The following is an 18013-nucleotide window of genomic DNA, read 5'->3' on the forward strand; positions in this document are numbered from 1 at the left end:
TCCGTACGCTGATGGCGCCGCGGCTCCAGGCGACGGTTCAGCACGTCGGCTGCACCGAGTGCGCTGTTTCCTGCCAGTCTGCCTGTAAGACCTCCTGTACGGTGGGCAACATCGTCTGCTCGGTCAGCAGCCTGACCAGCCCCGCGGCGGAGCAGGTCAGGGTCCACGAGGCGACCAGGCAGTAACACGGGGCCGAGAGGCAGCCCGAGGTCAGGGCGACGTGACCGCGCAAGGGGCCGGGCCGAGCGCCCGGCCCTTCTTCTGGGAGGGAGTCGGACTTGCAGCAAGGGGAGATCCACAAGTTCGAGATGCAGGGCACCCGGCTGGTGCTCGACATTCACAGCGGCAGCCTGCACCAGGTGGACGAGGTGGTGTGGGATCTGCTGGATTACGGCGCTGACGGCCCGGGGGAGGCAGACCTCGCCGCGCTGCGGGCGCGCCACGGGGCCGAGGCGGTGGCCGAGGCCATGGCGGAGGTCGAATGGCTGAAGGCCCAGGGTGTCTTGTTTGCGCCGCCGCCCGACTGGGAGCCGGTGATGCCCAAGCCCGGAGACCCGCTGCGGGCGATTTGCCTCAACGTTGCCCACGCCTGTAACCTGAAGTGCACCTACTGCTTCGCCTGCGACGGCACCTACGGCGGTCCGGCGAAGCTGATGCCCTTTGAGGTCGCCCGCCAGGCGGTGGACCTGCTGATTCGCCTGAGCGGCGCCCGCCCGGCCTGCGAGATCGACTTCTTCGGCGGGGAGCCGCTGCTCAACTGGCGGGTGGTGAAGCAGACCATCGCCTATGCCCGGGAGGCCGGGCGCAAGGCCGGCAAGAGCTTCACTTTTACCCTCACCACCAACGCGATGCTGCTCACCCCCGAGATCCTCGATGAGCTGGACCGGGAGCAGGTCAGCCTGATCCTGAGCCTCGACGGGCGGCCCGAGGTCCACGACGCCAAGCGGTGCGGTTCCCATGCCCCGGTGGAGCGGGCCATCCGCATGGTGCTGGACCGGCGGGCCCCGGGCGGCCGGCCGGCCTGGGAGTACGGCGCGGCCCAGGGCGCGAGCGGGCGCGGCGCCTACGCGGTGGTGCGGGGCACCTACACCGCCGACAACCTGGACTTCGCTGAGGACGCTCTGTACATGATGGAGCACATGCAGTCGCCTCACTTCTCCCTGGAGCCGGTGGTGGCCACGCCGGACGAGCCCTACGCGCTCCGGGAGGAGCACCTGCCGCGGCTTCTCGCCGAGTACGAACGGTTGGCCCTCGAGGTGGACCGGCGGCGCCGGGAAGGCCGTCCCGTCACCTTCCACCACTTCGCCGTGGAGTCGGAGACCGGGCCGTGCCTGCCCCGCCGGGTGCAGGGCTGCGGGGCGGGGGTCCAGTACCTGGCCGTGACGCCGGAGGGCGACCTCTACCCGTGCCACCAGTTCGTGGGGCGGGAACATTACCGACTGGGGAACGTGACCGACGGGATCGTGGCGACGGATCTGCAGGCTCGCCTCGCCGGCTGCCACATCTACACCAAGCGGCCCTGCCCCACCTGCTGGGCCCGCTACTACTGCAGCGGCGGCTGCCACGCCAATGCCGACCTGCTCAGCGGCGACATCTTCCAGCCGGATCCCATCGGCTGCGCGCTCACCAAGAAGCGGGTGGAGTGCGGCCTCTGGCTGAAGGCGCGGGCGCTGATGGACGCCGAAGCGGAGCCTGCGGCGAGGTGACCGGGATCGCACCGGTCGGAAAAGCCCCCCTGCGGTGACCGTGGGGCTGACGCATAGGGAAACCGGGCCCGGGGCCGCACACGCAGGCCCCGGGCCTGCCGCGCGCCGCGATCGGCTGACCGCCGATGGGCATCCTAACGGCGGTGATGACACATGGCACGGCACGCGTCGCACCCGTGGCGCGCACGGTTCTGTCTGGTGTTGGTCGCGCTGGCCATGCTGCGGTCGGCGACGGTGGCGGACGCCCTCCCGCCCGCGCCCGCCGCCGAAGGAACCGCCGGGGCGAACCGGCTCCCGGTCTCCGGCGGTGTTCTGGCGGCTGCGCCGCTGCGGCCTGCGGACGCCCAGGATCTGCTCCCCCGGCTGGAGCGAATCACGCGGTCGGCGCCCGGGCGAATCAGCGTCTGGTACTACGACCTCACGCGGCACGAATACTTCGGGCTGAACGCAGACGAGGTCTACACGGCCGCCAGCACGGTGAAGGTGTTGATCGCCACCTACCTGTACCACCTCGCCGCGACGGGGCAGGTCTCCCTCGACGAGCCGGTGGCGGTATACTCCGTGGACTGGAAGCAAGGGTCAGGCATCCTGGAGGGCGTCCCGGACGGCACCCGGCTGAGCCGGCGGGAGCTGGCCCGGCTGATGCTGGTGCACAGCGACAACACGGCGGCCAACGCCCTCCTGCGCACCCTCGGCGTCCAGCCGATGGTGCGGTATTTCCGGAGCCTCGGCATCCGCTACGGCACGGCCGAGATGCAGACGCCCCGGCAGCTCTGGCAGCACAACCGCATCGCCCCTCAAGACCTGGGCATGGTGCTGCGCAACGTCTGGGAGGCGGCCCGGCGGTCGCCGGAGCCGTGGGCGGAGATGCTCGCCTTCATGCGCCAGTCGCAGACCAAGAGCCGCATCCCCAGCGGCCTCCCGCCGGATGTCCCCGTGGCCAACAAGACCGGGTCGAAGGAGACGTTCTTCCACGACGCCGCCATCGTGCTGGACCGCCACCCCTACGTGCTGGTGGTGATGACGGAGGGGTTCACCTCCGCCACGGCCAGCCACTGGATCGGCAGCGTCTCCCGGGAGGTCTGGCGCTGGCACGGCCGGCGGTGGGCTACGCCGTAGCGACAGGCAAGAAGCCATCGCGGCCGGGGAACCGCACGCCCCGGCTGTTCGGTGGCTTCACTCGCGCTGTCACCCGGGGAAGCAGCCGGTACGGTAGCCACCTCACGCTGGGAGCAGGAGAGGTGGGGGATGGCGTGGCTACCTTGCGCCGGGAGCGGGAGAAGGGGCCGGTGTGAGTGCGCGGGGCCAGTCCAGCGGGGTCTTGACGGCAACAGCAGGACGTATATTCGGCGCAATCGAAATTCGGCGGTAAATATTCGTTCGACATGCGACTGGGGGAGCGGTACCGGCCGCGTTTCGAGGGCGGTTATCTCGCCTTCCGCAACGCGCAGGGCGACTGGTTCGTCTCCCGGGCGGAGACGGAGGAGGTACACCGCATCTACAGCGGCGAGCGGTCCCGGTTGGTCTGGGCCCCAGGAGGCCGGCACCTGGCGATTCTGGACACGACCGAGGGCAGCGGCCGCCTGCTGGTGATGGAGAACCGGCTGTAGAGCTGCGAGCGCCGGGGCCGGGCGGGGGCGTAACGGAGCGGGGCCGCGGCGCGCAAACAGAAGCCCGCCCGGATGGCGCGGCCATCCGGGCGGGCGTTCTGCTATCCGAGGGGCGAGGAAGGGGACCGTTGCGCGGGCTGCCGGGAGGGCAGCGCCGCCCGTGAAACGTGCATGGCGTTTGCGGAGAAGAGGGTGGAAGGCGTGATCGGTGCCCTAGGTCGCAAGCCTGGGCGCTCGGACCGAAGGGTGCGGCGGATCGCGCTGTGGCGCAGGAAGGCGACTGGCCGGACGAAGTGCAGGGTCGCTGCGGAGAGTGGTGCGAAGCCGTAGCGTGACTGGTACGATGGTGTTCTGAGTGGTTATGACGATAGGTGCGGAATCGTCAGGTCGTTCGCAGGGCGATGAGCTGTGACGAAGAGCGCCAGGCCCGTGCAGGACTCGCCCCAGGGAGTCACGGTGGTCACGGGGGTCACCCCGGGGAGGGATGGATCCGTCCGGTGTAGTGCCGGAGGATGCTGCCGCGGGCGGGTCGGGTCTGCGCCGTGTTCGCTGCCCGGGGGCGTTCCCCGTTTCCGATTCCAATCGTACCCTGGAACCCGTTTTCATCCCATCCGGCGGAATGCGGATTGTGGGTGTAGCCTGAACACTCTACGCCGCGTGGTTCGGGCGTGTATGGTATAGGGTGTTGTCCACTCCCCTGGAGGAGTGGGGCGCGCAGGGGGCGTAAACAAGACTGTCGGTCAATCAAAGTAGGAGGCGATAGTGCTTGCGTGCAGTGGTGCAGCGGGTGAGCAGGGCCCGGGTCACCGTGGCGGGCGAGGTGGTGGGCGAGATCGGCCAGGGATACGTGGTGCTCCTGGGGGTCGCCCGGGAGGACGACGAGGCGGCGGCGGACTACATGGCCGAGAAGATCGCCGGCCTCCGGGTGTTCGAGGACGAGGCGGGCAAGATGAACCGGTCGATCCACGAGGCCGGGGGCGCGATCCTGGCCATCAGCCAGTTCACGCTCTACGGCGACGTGCGCCGCGGCCGGCGCCCGGGCTTTGACCGGGCGGCGCGGCCTGAGCAGGCCGAGCCCCTCTACGAGCGGTTCGTGGCCCGGCTCCGGGAGCTGGGGCTGCACGTGGAGACGGGCCGGTTCCAGACCCACATGGAGGTGGAACTGGTCAACGACGGGCCCGTGACGATCCTGGTGGACTCCGAGAAGACCTTCTGAGCTGTGCCGACGGGCGCCGCCAGCCAGGCCGCTGCGCCTTAAGGGCGGCAGTCTCCGGGGCCCGACCGGCATCGCTGGAAGGCATATCTTGCACTCGCTGGCAGATAAAACCGGTCCAAGCTCTCGCCTATTCGGTTCGCCTCCGGTACCATTGACCAAAGGGTACAGCGGAAGGGGGAATCGGAATATGGCATGCTGGACCGACGACCTGGCGTCCCGTGTTCAGGCCCTGGCCGAGCTAACAGACGACCTCCGCCACCGTCTGACCCAAGTGGAGGCGGGCCTGGAGCGGCAACGGGCTGAGGCCGCGCGCCTCGCTGCAGAGCAGAAGGAGGTGACGGCGGAGATCCGTGCCCTGGTGCTTCCGCTGAAGTCCCGTATGGGCTTCGTGGAGGGCCGGCTGGACGGCAAGAAGGAGACCGCCTCACTCCTGATCAGCGCTTTCATCTCAGCCCTGGGCATCCTCGTGTCGGTCCTGCTGGGCATCCTCTCCCGGCAGGGGCCGGGCTAACCACCCGTCGGCTTGCTTCGAAGGCCAAAGTGCCTATACTGTAAATAAGAGACGGTAATGCCTGCCGGGACCTCGCCGTCCCGGCCTCTTCGTGGAGGAGACCGCATGCGCATCTGGTTTCGCGAGCTCGGCGACTTCGCCTCCAACTGCTACGTGGTGGCCTGCCCGGAGACGGGAAAGGCCCTGGTGATCGACCCGGGCTACCCGGACCCGTGGATCAGGCGGTGCGTTGAGGAGAACGGTCTCACCGTGGCCCAGATCGTGCTCACCCACGGCCATCTCGACCACATCGGCGGGGTGGGGTGGGTGAAGGAGTGGAGCGGCGCCCCGGTCTGCGTGCACGCGGCCGACGCCCCCTTCCTCACCGATCCCTTCATGAACGGCAGCGCCTACTTCGGCCGGCACGTCACCGCGCCTGCGCCCGACCGCCTGCTGCGGGACGGCGACCGGGTGGAGGCCGGGAGCCTCAGCCTGGAGGTGATCCACACTCCGGGCCACAGCCCCGGCGGCATCTGCCTGCACGCGCCGGGCCACCTGTTCGCGGGCGACACCCTCTTCGCCGGCTCCATCGGCCGGACCGACCTCTACGGCGGCGACTTCGAGACTCTGCTCCGGTCGATCGCGACGCGGCTGCTCACGCTGCCCCCCGAGACGGTCGTCTACCCTGGCCACGGGCCGACCACCACCATCGGCGAGGAGAAGGAGTACAACCCCTTCCTGGCCAATCGATAAAGGCGGCGAGCCCGGCCCGCCGGAGGTGAATGCAGAATGGATTCGGACCGCCTGGAAGCCTACATTCCGAAGCTGGAGTCCTCCTTCGACCACGTGGTGCGCGTGATGGCCGCCGCAGCTGCTGCGTACCAGGAGGTCGCACCGGGGCCGAAACTCTCCGCCAGCCAGATCATCGTCCTGCGCGCGCTTCAGAGCCGCGGCGCCCTGCAGGTGTCGGAGGTGGCGGGCGAGCTCACGGTCACCCTGAGCGCCGCCACCGGCCTGGTGGACCGGCTGGTGAAGGCCGGCCTGGCCGAGCGTGAGCGCGACCTCAGGGACAGGCGGGTCGTGTGGGTGAAGATCACGCCGGAGGGCGAGTCGGCCCTGGCGGCCGCCCTGCAGCGGCGGCGGGCCGCCTTCCGGAACATGGTGCGGAACCTGTCGGCCGAGGACCTGGAGCGGCTGTGCGACATCCTCGACCGAATGGGGTAGGCGAATTGGAGGAATTACGGAAAGTCAGATAGAATTGCCTAGGGGTCATGTTTCTTCTGTAGTGGGGGAGGCTGTGAGCATGATCCTGACGGTAATCGGACTGACTCTCCTAGGTGTCCTGCTGCTCCTGCCGAACGCCGTGGCGCTCCGGACGGCAATTGCCGGTGCCGAGGAGCGCAAGGCCGCCCGCCTGGCGCCCCGGTCGGCGGCCGTACGGGCCGGGGGTTCGGGCGCTGCGGCGTCCGCCGGGGAGGGCGCAACGGCCCGCCCGCACCGGGCGATCCGGCTGCCGCGGCTCTTCTACCGGGGCTACCTCTGGAAGGCCCTGAGCCCGTTGGTGTTCGCACTGACGGTGATGTTCGGCATCGCCGTGGGCGGCTCCACGGGATACCTGCTGATGGGCTTTGGCCTGGTCAACCTCCTGTTCGGCCTGGTGGGCTGGCAGGAATACGTGCCGGGCCAGGCGGGCAAGCGTTAATCGCGGTTTCCCACTGCGGACGGGGGCCGGGGCGGACGCCACGGCCCCCTTTGAGGTGATGAGGTGTGAACGGGATCCTCCTGCGGGGCAACAGCCCGATCTTCGCCACCGACCTGACCCAGATGGGCCACGTCTTCTTCCCGGGCGAGGACTTCGTCGTGTGGGTGCCAGAGGCTGAAGGGGACGCCCCGGCGGCCCCGCCTCCCGTGGACGGGTATGGGTGGCACGTGGACATGCTCGCCCTGCCGGTGGATGTGGCGCAGTCTGCGGCCTCCGGGCTTGATCACGCACCCGGAGGCGGACCCGCCCCCGCCGGCGGGCGGGCCTGGCGCGTCGCCGTCACGGCCGCCGGACCCGCCGGGAAGCGGAGCGCCGAGGACGGCCTCGTCCAGGACCCGTCCGAGAGCCCCCGCACCTTCGAGCACCGGCTGCGCCGGCTGGCCAAGGGGCTTCTGGTGGACGTGCTGTCGCCGCTGGTCGGTTTCCGGCCCGGCTGGGGGATCCTCACCGGTGTGCGCCCGACCAAGCTGGTCCACCAGATGCTGGACGCCGGCGAGCCCGACCCGTCCGCCCGGCTGGTCAGCGAGTTCCGGGTCTCGCCGGAGAAGGCGGAGCTGGTGACGGGCGTGGCCCGCCTGCAGCGGCCCTACCTGGGGCGGAACCCCCGGGCGGTTTCGCTCTACGTCGGCATCCCCTTCTGCCCGTCCATCTGCTCGTTCTGCTCCTTCTCCATCTACCCCGTCAACCAGCACCGCAGCCAGGTCGGCCCGTTCCTGGAAGCGCTGGCCCGGGAGATGGCGATCATCGGCGAGGCCATCCGGGAGCTGGGGCTGCGGGTGGAGACCCTCTACTTCGGCGGCGGCACGCCCACCAGCCCGCGGGACGAGGACTTCGCCTGGATGCTGCGCCAGACGGAGGAACTGCTGCTCCGCGGCCAGCGGCCCGTGGAGTACACGATGGAGGGCGGCCGGCCCGAGACCTTCACCCGGGCCAAGCTCGACGCCATGGCCGCCGCGGGCGTCACCCGGGTGAGCGTGAACCCGCAGACGACGGTCCAGGCCACCCTGCTCCACCTGGGCCGCATCCACACCGTGGAGAAGTTCTACCGGGCCTACGACCTGGTCCGCTCCCACCCGGCGGGCTTCACGGTGAACAGCGATATCATCATCGGTCTGCCCGGCGAGGGCCCCGACGAGGTGCACCACACCCTGGCCGACATGCGCCGGCTGGCGCCGGACAACCTCACGGTCCACACCCTGGCCGTGAAGCGCGGCTCCCGCATCCACGGCGAGGGCGAGGCGGGCGAGGTGCTGCGGGCGCTCACCCCCGCCGAGGCCGAGTCGCTGGTGCAGGACGCCGCCGAGACTGCCCGGGCCATGGGCCAGCGGCCGTACTACCTCTACCGGCAGAAGTTCATGGTGGGGGCCCTGGAGAACGTGGGCTACGCCCTGCCGGGAAAGGAGTCGCTCTACAACATCCAGATGATGGAGGAGCGCCAGACGGTGATCGGCCTGGGCGGCGGGGCAACCTCCAAGTGGTACAAGCCCCTGGGGGAGGGCAGGGGGTGGCTGCTCAAGGCGCCGGCCAACCCCACCGATCCGGAGACTTACATCGCCCGGGCCGAGGAGCTGGCCCGGCGGAAGGTGGAGCACCTGCGGCTCCTCTACGGGGCGTGAGGGAGGGATCGCCGGTGACGGCGGGCGGAATGCCGGTGGCAGCGGAGGGGACTCCGGTGACGTTCCAGCGCATCGCCGTGATCTACAACCCCGCCTCGGGGCGGCCCCGGGAGCGGGCGGGCCTGCTGGAACGGCTCGCTGCGCCGTTGCGGGCGGCCGGGCGGACGGTGAGCATCTGTCCCACCGAGCGGCCGGGCCACGCGGCCGCAATCGCCCGGGCGAAGGCGGGGGAGGGTTACGACCTGATCCTCGCCTACGGCGGCGACGGCACAATGAACGAGGCGCTACAGGGCGTGGTGGGCACCGGCGCTGCCCTGGGCTTCTGGCCGGGCGGCACCGCCAATGTGCTGGCCGCGGAGATCCGCTTTCCCCACCGGCCGGAGGAGGTGGCCGAGCGCATCCTGGCCGGCCGCACCCAGGAGGTGACGGTGGGCCGGGCGAACGACCGGTACTTCCTCCTGATGGCCGGGGTGGGGCTGGACGCCGCGGTGGCGGGTGCGGTGGACCCCGAACTGAAACGCCGCTTCGGCAAGGCGGCCTTCGCCGTGGCTGCCATGCGGTTCATCTGGCACTGGGACCTGGCCCCCTTCGTGGTGCACCTGGAGGGCGAGCCCCCGGTGGTGGGCCGCTTCGTGGTGGCCGGCAACGCCCATTCCTACGGCGGCGGCTTCCAGTTCACACCCGACGCGTCCCTTACCGATCCGCACCTCGATGTGTGCATCTTCACCGCCGAGACGGTGGGAGACTACCTGGCGTACGTCTCGGCGGCCCTCATGGGGCTGCACCGGAACCTGCCCGGGGTGGTCTACCGCAAGGTCCGCTCGGTCACGATCACGGCGGCGGCCGATCACAAGCCCCTCACGCAGGTGGACGGCGAGGTGGTGGGCGAGCTGCCGGTCACCCTCACGGCGCTCCCCCGGGCGTTGCGACTTTTGGTCTAGGGGATTGACACAGCTTGGGAACAGCAGTAGAATTCTGGGACAAAGGCGATGACGGGGAACGGGGTTCCGCAGGATGCCCCCTCCAGAGAGTCGGCCCTCAGGCTGCAAGGTCGACGGGAAGGCGGCGGAGCCGGACAGCCCCCGAGCTGCGCAGTCGAAGGCCGGCCCTCCGGGGAGGCTGCGTAGGCTGCGCCGGAGACTCCCGCCGTTAGCAGAGGGAGGGGATCCTGGCGGGGCGGCCGCCGACTGTGGCGACGCTCCCGGCGCTGCGGTCGCCGCGACCGGGCGACTGTGCCAGGCGTGGCGAACTTGCCGAGGATGGTGACCCGGCGGCCAGGGTTCTGCGGAGGGGATGCCTGCTCAAGTGGTGGGCATCAAGTGGGTGGCACCGCGAGCCATGCGCTCGTCCCATGGGGGACGGGCGCTGTTATTTTTGCTCTGATAAGGAGGGCTGGCGATAAGGCAGATTGTGGCAATGGGTGGCGGCGGCTTCTCCATGGAACCGGAGAATCCGCTTCTGGACCGGTACGTGCTGGGGCTGACGGGCAAGGATCGGCCGAAGGTCTGCTTCCTGCCCACCGCCAGCGGAGACGCCGAGGGGTACATCGTGAACTTCTACCGGGCGATGGTCCGGCTCGGGGCCGAGCCGACGCACCTCTCGCTGCTGCGCCCGACCGAGCGGGACATGGCGGGCCTCCTGCTTTCGCAGGACGTGATCTACGTGGGCGGCGGCAACACCAAGAACATGCTCGCCCTCTGGCGGGCCTGGGGCATCGACGAGGTGCTGCGTACCGCCTGGGAGCGGGGCGTGATCCTGACGGGGCTCAGCGCCGGCTCCATCTGCTGGTTCGAGGAGGGCGTGACCGACTCGGTGCCGGGCGAGCTCTCGGCGCTCAAGGCCCTGGGCTTCCTGAAGGGGAGTCACTGTCCCCACTACGACGGCGAGAAGGAGCGCCGCCCCGCGTACCACCGGCTGCGGACGGCGGGGGCCCTGGGCGACGGCATCGCCGCCGACGACGGCGTCGGCCTGCATTACGTGGAGGGCGAGCTGGTGAAAGTGGTGAGCTCCAGGCCCCACGCCCGGGCCTACCGGGTCTTCGCCGACGGGGACACCGTGCGCGAGGAGGCCATCGTGCCGCAGTACCTGGGGGCGGCGCCGCAGGGCTAGCCTGCGGGGACGGGCCCCCGGGGGGCCGCCCTGCGAGCGGGGCTCGCCGGGGACTTGACCTGCCCGTGTCATCACACCGAGTTTCGCACAAGGAGAGGATAGATGGTGAGCATTCAGGCACCCCGGGGATTCAACGACATCCTGCCGGGCGAGCAGCACGGCTGGCGTGACTCGTACCGCTGGCAGCGGCTGGAGGAGGTTTTCCGGGAGGTTGCCCACCTGTACGGGTACCAGGAGATCCGGCCGCCGGTGGTCGAGTACGTGGACCTGTTCATCCACGGTGTCGGCGCCACCACGGACATCGTGACCAAGGAGATGTTCAACATCACCCCCCGGGGTGACGACCCCGACCCCCGGCGGATGGCGATGCGCCCCGAGTTCACGGCGGGCCTGGTGCGGGCCTACCTCGAGAACGGCCTGTACAACAGCCCGCAGCCGACCAAGATCTTCGCCTACGGCCCGGCGTTCCGGTATGAGAACGTGCAGAAGGGCCGGTTCCGGGGCTTCCATCAGCTGGACGTGGAGGTCTTCGGGGCCCAGGACCCGGCGGTGGACGCCGAGGTGATCAAGCTGGGGCTGGACGTGGTGGCCCGCCTCGGGCTGACGGGCCTGGTGGTGTCGGTCAACTCCATCGGGTGCCCCAATTGCCGCCCCCGCTACCGGGAGGCCCTGAAGGAGCACTTCCGGCCGCACCTGGGCGAGCTGTGCGAGGACTGTAACACACGGTTCGAGAAGAACCCGCTCCGGCTGCTGGACTGCAAGAAGGACGCCGACCACCCGGCGCAGCGGACCGCCCCGGTGACGCTGGACTACCTCTGCGACGACTGCAGGCGCCACTGGGAGGAGCTGCTCGGCCACCTGAAGGCGATGGGCATCCCGTACCAGATCGACACCCGCATCGTGCGGGGCCTCGACTACTACACTAAGACGGTCTTCGAGGTACTCCACCCCAAGCTGGGGGCGCAGTCGGCCCTGTGGGGCGGCGGCCGCTACGACGGCCTCATCGAGGTGGTGGGAGGCAAGCCCACCCCGGGCGTCGGCTTTGGCATGGGCATGGAGCGGGTGCTGATGGTGCTGGAGGAGGAGGGGCTGACGGGCGCCTTCGCCGACCGGCCCCGGCTGGACGTCTTCGTGGTCACCCTGGGCGAGGCCGCCCGCCCGGTCGGACTGAAGCTGCTCTACGAACTCCGCGCCGCCGGGATCTCGGCCGACATCGACTACCTGGGGCGGAGCATGAAGGCGCAGATGAAGTACGCGGGCAAGCAGAACTGCCGCTACGTCGTCATCCTGGGTGAGGACGAGATCCAGAAGGGCGTTGCAGCGGTGAAGCACATGGACGAGGGCACGCAGGAGAACGTGCCGCTCGACCAGATCATCTCACACTTGCGGAGGGCTGAACGATGAGCGAATCCATTCACGGCATGAAGCGGACGGTCTTCTGCGGAGAGGTCACCGAGGCCCTGGTGGGCCAGGAGGTCATCGTCAACGGCTGGGTGCAGCGCCGGCGGGACCACGGCGCCCTGATCTTTGTGGACCTGCGCGACCGTTCGGGCCTGGTGCAGGTGGTCTTCGACGCCGAGGAGTGCGGCGACGAGGTCTTCCGCAAGGCCGAGCAGGCCCGGTCGGAGTATGTGCTGGCCGTGCGGGGCAAGCTGGTCCACCGGGCGCCGGAGGCGGTGAACCCGAACCTCCCCACCGGCCGCTTCGAGATCCGGGCGCACGACATGCGCATCCTCAACCCGGCCAAAGCGCCGCCCTTCTACATCCAGGACGACCTGGACGTGGACGAGTCCGTGCGGCTCCGGTACCGCTACCTCGACCTGCGCCGGCCGGAGATGCAGCGGAACCTGATGCTGCGCCACCGGGTCACCAAGGCGGTGCGTGACTTCTTCGATGCGCACGGCTTCCTCGAGATCGAGACGCCGATGCTGACCAAGTCGACCCCCGAAGGCGCCCGCGACTACCTGGTGCCCTCCCGGGTGAACCCCGGCAAGTTCTACGCCCTGCCCCAGTCGCCGCAGATCTTCAAGCAGCTCTGTATGGTGGCGGGCCTGGAGCGGTACGTCCAGATCGCCCGGTGCTTCCGGGACGAGGACCTGCGGGCCGACCGGCAGCCGGAGTTCACGCAGATCGACGTGGAGATGTCGTTCGTCGAGCGGGACGACGTGCTCTCCCTGATGGAGCAGATGGTGGCCCACGTCTTCCGCGAGGCCCTCGGCGTCGAGATTCCCACGCCCCTGCCGCGGCTCCCCTACGCCGAGGCGATGGCCCGGTACGGGTCGGACAAGCCCGACATCCGCTTCGGCATGGAACTGGTGGACCTGAGCGACGTGGCGGCCGGCTGCGGCTTCGGGGTCTTCCGCAGCGCCGTGGAGGCCGGCGGCCAGGTGAAGGGCATCAACGCCAAGGGCTGCGGCGGCTACTCCCGGAAGCAGATCGACGAGCTGGCCGAGTTCGTGAAGACGTACAGGGCGAAGGGCCTGGTCAGCATCGCCGTGGGCGAGGGCGGCGAGGTGCGCTCCTCCATCGCCAAGTTCCTCACCGAGGCGGAGATGGCCGAGATCGTCCGCCGCCTGGAGGGCGACCCCGGCGACCTGCTGCTCATCGTGGCCGACCAGCCGGACGTCGTCGCCGCCGCCCTGGGCGCGCTGCGGCTGGAAATGGGCGGCCGCCTGGGCCTCCGCAAGCCGGGGGAGTACAAGCTGCTCTGGGTCGTCGACTTCCCGCTCTTGGAGTGGGACGAGGAGGACAACCGCTTCGTGGCGGTGCACCACCCGTTCACCTCGCCGCACCCGGACGACTTCGATAAGGTCTTCAAGAAGGACGCTACCCGGGAGGAGCTGGCGGCCATCCGGGCCAACGCCTACGACATGGTGCTCAACGGCATCGAGTTGGGCGGCGGGTCGATCCGAATCCATCAGCGGCACCTGCAGAACCGGATGTTCGAGCTCCTGGGCTTCACCCCCGAGGAGGCGCAGCGCAAGTTCGGCTTCCTCATGGATGCCTTCGAGTACGGCGCCCCGCCCCACGGCGGCATCGCCTTCGGCCTCGACCGGTTCGTAATGCTGCTGGCGGGCCGGCAGTCGATCCGGGACGTGATCGCCTTCCCGAAGACGGCGAAGGCCACGGACCTGATGACGGATGCGCCCAGCGAGGTGTCGGAGAAGCAGCTCAAAGAGCTGTACATCCGAACGACCGTGTAGCAACAGAGACGGGGCTGCCCCACGTGCAGGTCACGTTACGGGGGCAGCCCCAATCGTTTTGGCCGGCTCGACTCGCTTACTCCGCCACAGGCCCGAGCAGCGTGGGTAACTGGTCAGATCGGGGTTTACCGGATGAAGAGGGGGCTTCGCGCGGCGAGGCCCCTTCTCCTTGCCCATCCGGTTTTCCCGCCCGGCGTGGCCCGAGCGCTCTGGCGGCCGCTTCGGCGGCGGCAGGCCTGTGGTCCCGGAGTGCGAGTCCAACGGCAGGTCGGGGGCCCGGAGGCCCCGTTTTCGGCGTGGACGGAGTGCGAGTCGGGGGTGCAAAGGCCTGTCCCCAGGGCGGTTCAGACGTGAAGTGATAGAAAATCGGAGGGGGTCCGGGGAGAGGGGTGCGAAAAACTGGCGGAATGGGACGGCCGGGGGTCCTGGAGTGCGAGTCCGACGGTACTTCGGGAGCCTGGAGCGCCCGTTTTTCAACGTGGAGGGAGTATGAGTCGGGGGTGCAGAGGCCTGTCCCCAGGGCGGTTCAGACGTGAAGTGATAGAAAATCGGAGAGGGTCCGGGGGGAGGGGTACGAAAAACTGGCGGAATGGGACAGCCGGTGGGGTGAAGTGACAAGAATCGGCACGGGCTATGGGCGGGCGGATCCGAAAAACTGTCAGAACACGCTGGCCCGCCGCCGCCCGGCCAGCGTGAGATGGATGCGCGAACAATTCGCATGGTGGCTTCGTCTAATTGAATCATGAAGCAAGCGCTGCGACAGGCAGGGTGAGACGGATGTGGGCGCTCGACCAGTTCAGCGAGCGCCGCAGGCGCCCCGAGCCAGATAGCTTGCGACGGGAGGGGTAGTCCTGGACGAGATCCGGATTCGAATGTGCCGTCCTTCCGATGCAGAGGCGATTACCGAGATCATGACGCAGCCGCAGGTCTACCGCAACACCCTCCAGATGCCTCACACCACGCCGGAGGTGTGGCGGAAGCGCCTTGAGGGGAACGACCCCAGTTTCGACTACGTGCTGGTGGCCGAGGTGGAAGGCAAGGTAGTGGGCATGGCCGGGCTGCACCGCAGCCGTCGGGTACGGACCCTGCACGTAGCAACCCTGGGCATCTCGGTTCACGATGCCTACCAGGGTCGGGGCGTCGGCAAGACCCTGATGTCCGCCCTGACCGACGCAGCGGACCGCTGGCTTAACGTCCTGCGCATCGAACTCGAGGTCTACGCCGACAACGAGCGGGCCATCAAGCTCTACGAGTCCTTCGGCTTCGTCGTGGAAGGGCGTAAGCGGATCAGCGCCTTCCGCGACGGTCAGTATGTGGACGAACTGGTGATGGCCCGGATCCGGCCGCGATGAGACCCGTGGTCAAGCCGCCCCGGCTGCGTCCCGGCGACCTGGTCGGGGTCGTCGCTCCGTCCGCACCGGTGGACACCCGCCGGGCAGAGGTGGAAGCGGGAATGCGGCAGCTGGAGGCGTACGGCTTCCGGGTACGGGAGGGCGCGTCCCTCTGGGTCCGTCAGGGGGTCCGGGCTGGCACCCGGGAGGCGCAGCTGGCGGACCTGTACGCCATGTGGGCCGACCCGGAGGTGAAGGCCATCTTCTGCGCCACCGGCGGGATCACGGCCATCACGCTGGTGGACGGCCTGGAGTACGATCTGGTAGCCCGCCGTCTAAAGGCGCTCATCGGCATGAGCGACATCACCGTCCTCCAGGCGGCCCTGCTCAGCCGGACCGGGCTCGTCAGCTTCCACGCCTCCGGCCTGGCAGAGGGGCTGGGCTCGCCCGACGCGGACCGGGAGGGGCCCCACCTGCTCCGGTTGCTCACCTCCGCCGTCCTGCGGGGGCTCACCCAGCTGCGGCTCGCGGGGGCGCTGGACGGGGTGGCTGCACTTCTCTTCGGCCACATGGAGGGCTGCTTCCGCGACCGTCCGTCCCCGGCGGAGGGCCTGGCCCTGGCGGTGGAAGAGGCCCTGGGCGATCTGGACCTGCCCGTCTACCAGACCGAGGCCTTCGGCCACTGCGTGCCCAACGTCACGTTGCCCATCGGGGCGATGGCGGCCATCCAAGGCGGGCGGCTGGTGCTGGAGGAGGGCGCGGTGCTTTGAAGGGCAGCGCCGGGAAAGCAGCGAAGGGCACCCCACAGCCTGTTGGGGGTGCCCTTTAATGCTGCCGCTGCAGCCATTCGTCACGCGTGAGAGCGTACTCCACCTCGCCTTCCTCGTATCCCGGGATCGGGTCCTCCCAGTCGGGGTAGAAGACCCTTACCAGGCGGAGTCCGCACTTCTCCATCACCCGCCGAGAGGCCCGGTTCACCGCCATCGTCTGGGCAAACACCCGCTGCACGCCCAGTTCGGTGAAGCCCCTGCGGATGAGCGCCCGGGATCCTTCGGTGGCGTAGCCCTTCCCCCAGGCGGAGCGGCGCAGCCGGTAGCCCAGTTCCACCTCGTCAGTGCCGGTGGCGCCCTCCCGGGGCCGGAAGTGGAACCAGCCCACGAAGGCGCCGGTCGCCTTTTCGACGGCCGCCCAGTAGCCGAAGCCGGGCAGGCGGTCGTAGTAGGCGAGGATTCGAGGCAGCAGCTCCTGCTCCACGCGGGAGCGGGGGGTCGGCTTTCCCCCTGTGAGGTAGCGCATGACCTCGGGGTCATCGTCCAGCCCGAGCAGGTTGTCCACGTCATCAGGGGTGAAGTGCCGCAGGTAGAGTCGGTCGGTTTCGAGGTAGATCTGCACCGTGGTCTCCTCCCAGAGGGAAGGCCTTCCAGGTGGGGCCTTCCCTTTCATCTATGGGACGGTTCTGGGCGTGGCCCGGGTCGCCGAAACCGGTTGTCCCGAACGCTCACAGTGGTCGGGCCGGAGCCCACGGAGCGCCCAGGCCGGCTTCGGTCACGAGGGCCGTGGAGGTCGTGTCGCAGCGCTCTTGAGGGGGTGAGCCGGCAGGTGGTGGGACCGGTCGGTGCACTAATCCTGCACAGTGCACACCCGGGCGCTGGCAAGATGGAATTTAGAATGAGAATAACTCGCAGCAGGTATTCGCCTGGGGAGCGCCGAATCTTATTTATAGTGGCTGTCTTCTGAGAAATGAGCCCGCAAAGGAGGAGGCGTCATGAGCGAAGAGAAGAGCCAGGCGATGGGCAGTGCGCCATACCCGGCCAGCAGAGGGCCGTCGAACCGGGACTGGTGGCCCAACCAGCTTAACCTGCGCATCCTGCACCAGCACTCTTCGCTGTCCAATCCCATGGGCCCGGAGTTCGACTACCGGGAGGAGTTCAAGAAGCTCGACTACTGGGCCCTGAAAGAAGACCTCCGCAAGCTGATGACCGAGTCGCAGGACTGGTGGCCGGCCGACTTTGGCCACTACGGCCCGCTCATCATCCGCATGGCGTGGCACAGCGCCGGCACCTACCGCATCCAGGACGGGCGCGGCGGGGCCGAGTCGGGCACCCAGCGATTCGCCCCTCTCAACAGCTGGCCCGACAACGCCAACCTCGACAAGGCGCGCCGGCTGCTCTGGCCCATCAAGCAGAAGTACGGGCGCAAGATTTCCTGGGCCGACCTGATGATCCTCGCCGGCAACGTGGCCCTGGAGTCGATGGGCGTGAAGACCATCGGCTTCGCCGGCGGGCGGGTGGACGTCTGGGAACCCGAGGAGGACGTCTACTGGGGCAAGGAGCGGGAGTGGCTGGGGGACGAGCGGTACAGCGGCGACCGCAACCTGGAGAACCCCCTGGCCGCCACGCAGATGGGCCTGATCTACGTCAACCCGGAGGGGCCCAACGGCGTGCCCGATCCGGTGGCCGCGGCCCGGGACATCCGGGAGACCTTCTCCCGCATGGGGATGACCGACGAGGAGACGGTGGCCCTCATCGCCGGCGGCCATACCTTCGGCAAGACCCACGGCGCCGGCGACCCGTCGCTGGTGGGGCCGGAGCCGGAGGCAGCGCCCATCGAGAACCAGGGCCTCGGCTGGATCAGCCAGTACGGTACCGGCAAGGGCTCCGACACCATCACCAGCGGCCCCGAGGTCATCTGGACCTCGACCCCGACCAAGTGGACCAGCAACTACCTCTGGAACCTCTTCGGCTACGAGTGGGAGCTCACCAAGAGCCCGGCCGGCGCCTGGCAGTGGCGGCCGAAGAACGGCGCCGGGGCCGGCACCGTTCCCGACCCGCACGACCCCAACAAGCGGCATGCCCCGGGCATGCTCACCACCGACATCGCCCTGCGGGTGGACCCGGTCTACGAGAAGATCGCCCGGCGCTTCCTGGAGGACCCCGACGAGTTCCAGAAGGCGTTTGCCCGGGCCTGGTT

At 69.2% G+C, this 18013-nt stretch carries 17 protein-coding genes and 1 pseudogene; 17 read left to right on the forward strand and 1 reads right to left on the reverse strand.

Features of this window, described 5'->3' with window-relative positions; genetic code table 11:
• Positions 1 to 11 precede the first annotated feature (11 nt).
• The 16 genes and pseudogenes from scfA to AB2385_RS14635 all read left to right on the forward strand — a co-directional run.
• Positions 12 to 119 (forward strand): annotated as a pseudogene (gene scfA / locus AB2385_RS14560) (six-cysteine ranthipeptide SCIFF); the annotation flags it as partial.
• Positions 120 to 278: 159 nt separating this feature from the next.
• A complete protein-coding gene (scfB, locus tag AB2385_RS14565) occupies positions 279 to 1706 on the forward strand; it encodes a thioether cross-link-forming SCIFF peptide maturase (protein ID WP_367655734.1) in 1428 nt (475 codons plus the stop codon).
• A 153-nt stretch (positions 1707 to 1859) separates the two neighbouring features.
• Complete coding sequence (locus AB2385_RS14570; RefSeq protein ID WP_367655735.1) at positions 1860 to 2825, forward strand: serine hydrolase; 966 nt, start codon at positions 1860 to 1862, stop codon at positions 2823 to 2825.
• A gap of 266 nt (positions 2826 to 3091) precedes the next feature.
• A complete protein-coding gene (locus AB2385_RS14575) occupies positions 3092 to 3316 on the forward strand; it encodes a hypothetical protein (protein WP_367655736.1) in 225 nt (74 codons plus the stop codon).
• Positions 3317 to 4082: 766 nt separating this feature from the next.
• Positions 4083 to 4532, forward strand: coding sequence for a D-aminoacyl-tRNA deacylase (gene dtd / locus AB2385_RS14580; protein ID WP_367655737.1), 450 nt, complete (start codon positions 4083 to 4085; stop codon positions 4530 to 4532).
• Between the two features lie 187 nt (positions 4533 to 4719).
• Positions 4720 to 5043 carry a hypothetical protein gene (locus AB2385_RS14585; RefSeq protein WP_367655738.1) on the forward strand — a complete coding sequence of 108 codons (324 nt, stop codon included), beginning with the start codon at positions 4720 to 4722 and terminating at the stop codon, positions 5041 to 5043.
• 105 nt (positions 5044 to 5148) lie between these two features.
• Complete coding sequence (locus AB2385_RS14590) at positions 5149 to 5775, forward strand: MBL fold metallo-hydrolase (RefSeq protein WP_367655739.1); 627 nt, start codon at positions 5149 to 5151, stop codon at positions 5773 to 5775.
• 36 nt (positions 5776 to 5811) lie between these two features.
• Entirely contained in the window at positions 5812 to 6246 is a 435-nt protein-coding gene (locus tag AB2385_RS14595; protein WP_367655740.1) for a MarR family winged helix-turn-helix transcriptional regulator, read from the forward strand.
• A 79-nt stretch (positions 6247 to 6325) separates the two neighbouring features.
• Positions 6326 to 6724, forward strand: a complete 399-nt coding sequence (locus AB2385_RS14600) for a hypothetical protein (RefSeq protein ID WP_367655741.1) — start codon at positions 6326 to 6328, stop codon at positions 6722 to 6724.
• 65 nt (positions 6725 to 6789) lie between these two features.
• Positions 6790 to 8400, forward strand: a complete 1611-nt coding sequence (hemZ, locus tag AB2385_RS14605) for a coproporphyrinogen dehydrogenase HemZ (RefSeq protein ID WP_367655742.1) — start codon at positions 6790 to 6792, stop codon at positions 8398 to 8400.
• A gap of 14 nt (positions 8401 to 8414) precedes the next feature.
• The gene (locus AB2385_RS14610) at positions 8415 to 9341 is read left to right on the forward strand and encodes a diacylglycerol kinase family protein (RefSeq protein WP_367655743.1); all 927 of its coding nucleotides are present in this window, start codon (positions 8415 to 8417) and stop codon (positions 9339 to 9341) included.
• A gap of 475 nt (positions 9342 to 9816) precedes the next feature.
• Positions 9817 to 10509, forward strand: coding sequence for a Type 1 glutamine amidotransferase-like domain-containing protein (locus tag AB2385_RS14615; protein WP_367655748.1), 693 nt, complete (start codon positions 9817 to 9819; stop codon positions 10507 to 10509).
• A 105-nt stretch (positions 10510 to 10614) separates the two neighbouring features.
• Complete coding sequence (hisS, locus tag AB2385_RS14620; protein ID WP_367655749.1) at positions 10615 to 11913, forward strand: histidine--tRNA ligase; 1299 nt, start codon at positions 10615 to 10617, stop codon at positions 11911 to 11913.
• Positions 11910 to 13712: an aspartate--tRNA ligase gene (gene aspS, locus AB2385_RS14625; RefSeq protein ID WP_367655744.1), complete on the forward strand. Its 1803-nt coding sequence runs from the start codon at positions 11910 to 11912 to the stop codon at positions 13710 to 13712. The genes hisS and aspS overlap by 4 nt, the downstream gene beginning before the upstream one ends.
• A gap of 872 nt (positions 13713 to 14584) precedes the next feature.
• Complete coding sequence (locus AB2385_RS14630) at positions 14585 to 15064, forward strand: GNAT family N-acetyltransferase (RefSeq protein ID WP_367655745.1); 480 nt, start codon at positions 14585 to 14587, stop codon at positions 15062 to 15064.
• The gene (locus tag AB2385_RS14635) at positions 15061 to 15813 is read left to right on the forward strand and encodes an LD-carboxypeptidase (protein WP_367655746.1); all 753 of its coding nucleotides are present in this window, start codon (positions 15061 to 15063) and stop codon (positions 15811 to 15813) included. The genes AB2385_RS14630 and AB2385_RS14635 overlap by 4 nt, the downstream gene beginning before the upstream one ends.
• Positions 15814 to 15868: 55 nt before the next feature.
• Here the strand turns inward: AB2385_RS14635 and AB2385_RS14640 are convergent, their stop codons facing one another.
• The gene (locus AB2385_RS14640) at positions 15869 to 16435 is read right to left on the reverse strand and encodes a GNAT family N-acetyltransferase (protein WP_367655747.1); all 567 of its coding nucleotides are present in this window, start codon (positions 16433 to 16435) and stop codon (positions 15869 to 15871) included.
• 397 nt (positions 16436 to 16832) lie between these two features.
• Between AB2385_RS14640 and AB2385_RS14645 the strand changes: the two genes are divergently transcribed.
• Positions 16833 to 18013, forward strand: a 1181-nt coding sequence (locus AB2385_RS14645) for a peroxidase family protein (RefSeq protein WP_367655750.1), incomplete at its 3' end; no start/stop codon positions are given.

Source organism: Symbiobacterium sp. (genome assembly GCF_040797425.1).
Taxonomy (GTDB): Bacteria; Bacillota; Sulfobacillia; order Symbiobacteriales; family Symbiobacteriaceae; genus Symbiobacterium.

Bases quoted from the DNA above. Each gene is read 5' to 3' on its own strand.
- AB2385_RS14585 (WP_367655738.1), top strand. From the start codon at position 4,720: ATGGCATGCTGGACCGACGACCTGGCGTCCCGTGTTCAGGCCCTGGCC.
- AB2385_RS14590 (WP_367655739.1), top strand. From the start codon at position 5,149: ATGCGCATCTGGTTTCGCGAGCTCGGCGACTTCGCCTCCAACTGCTAC.
- AB2385_RS14575 (WP_367655736.1), top strand. From the start codon at position 3,092: ATGCGACTGGGGGAGCGGTACCGGCCGCGTTTCGAGGGCGGTTATCTC.
- AB2385_RS14600 (WP_367655741.1), top strand. From the start codon at position 6,326: ATGATCCTGACGGTAATCGGACTGACTCTCCTAGGTGTCCTGCTGCTC.
- AB2385_RS14570 (WP_367655735.1), top strand. From the start codon at position 1,860: ATGGCACGGCACGCGTCGCACCCGTGGCGCGCACGGTTCTGTCTGGTG.
- aspS (WP_367655744.1), top strand. From the start codon at position 11,910: ATGAGCGAATCCATTCACGGCATGAAGCGGACGGTCTTCTGCGGAGAG.
- AB2385_RS14595 (WP_367655740.1), top strand. From the start codon at position 5,812: ATGGATTCGGACCGCCTGGAAGCCTACATTCCGAAGCTGGAGTCCTCC.
- AB2385_RS14635 (WP_367655746.1), top strand. From the start codon at position 15,061: ATGAGACCCGTGGTCAAGCCGCCCCGGCTGCGTCCCGGCGACCTGGTC.
- AB2385_RS14630 (WP_367655745.1), top strand. From the start codon at position 14,585: ATGTGCCGTCCTTCCGATGCAGAGGCGATTACCGAGATCATGACGCAG.
- AB2385_RS14615 (WP_367655748.1), top strand. From the start codon at position 9,817: ATGGGTGGCGGCGGCTTCTCCATGGAACCGGAGAATCCGCTTCTGGAC.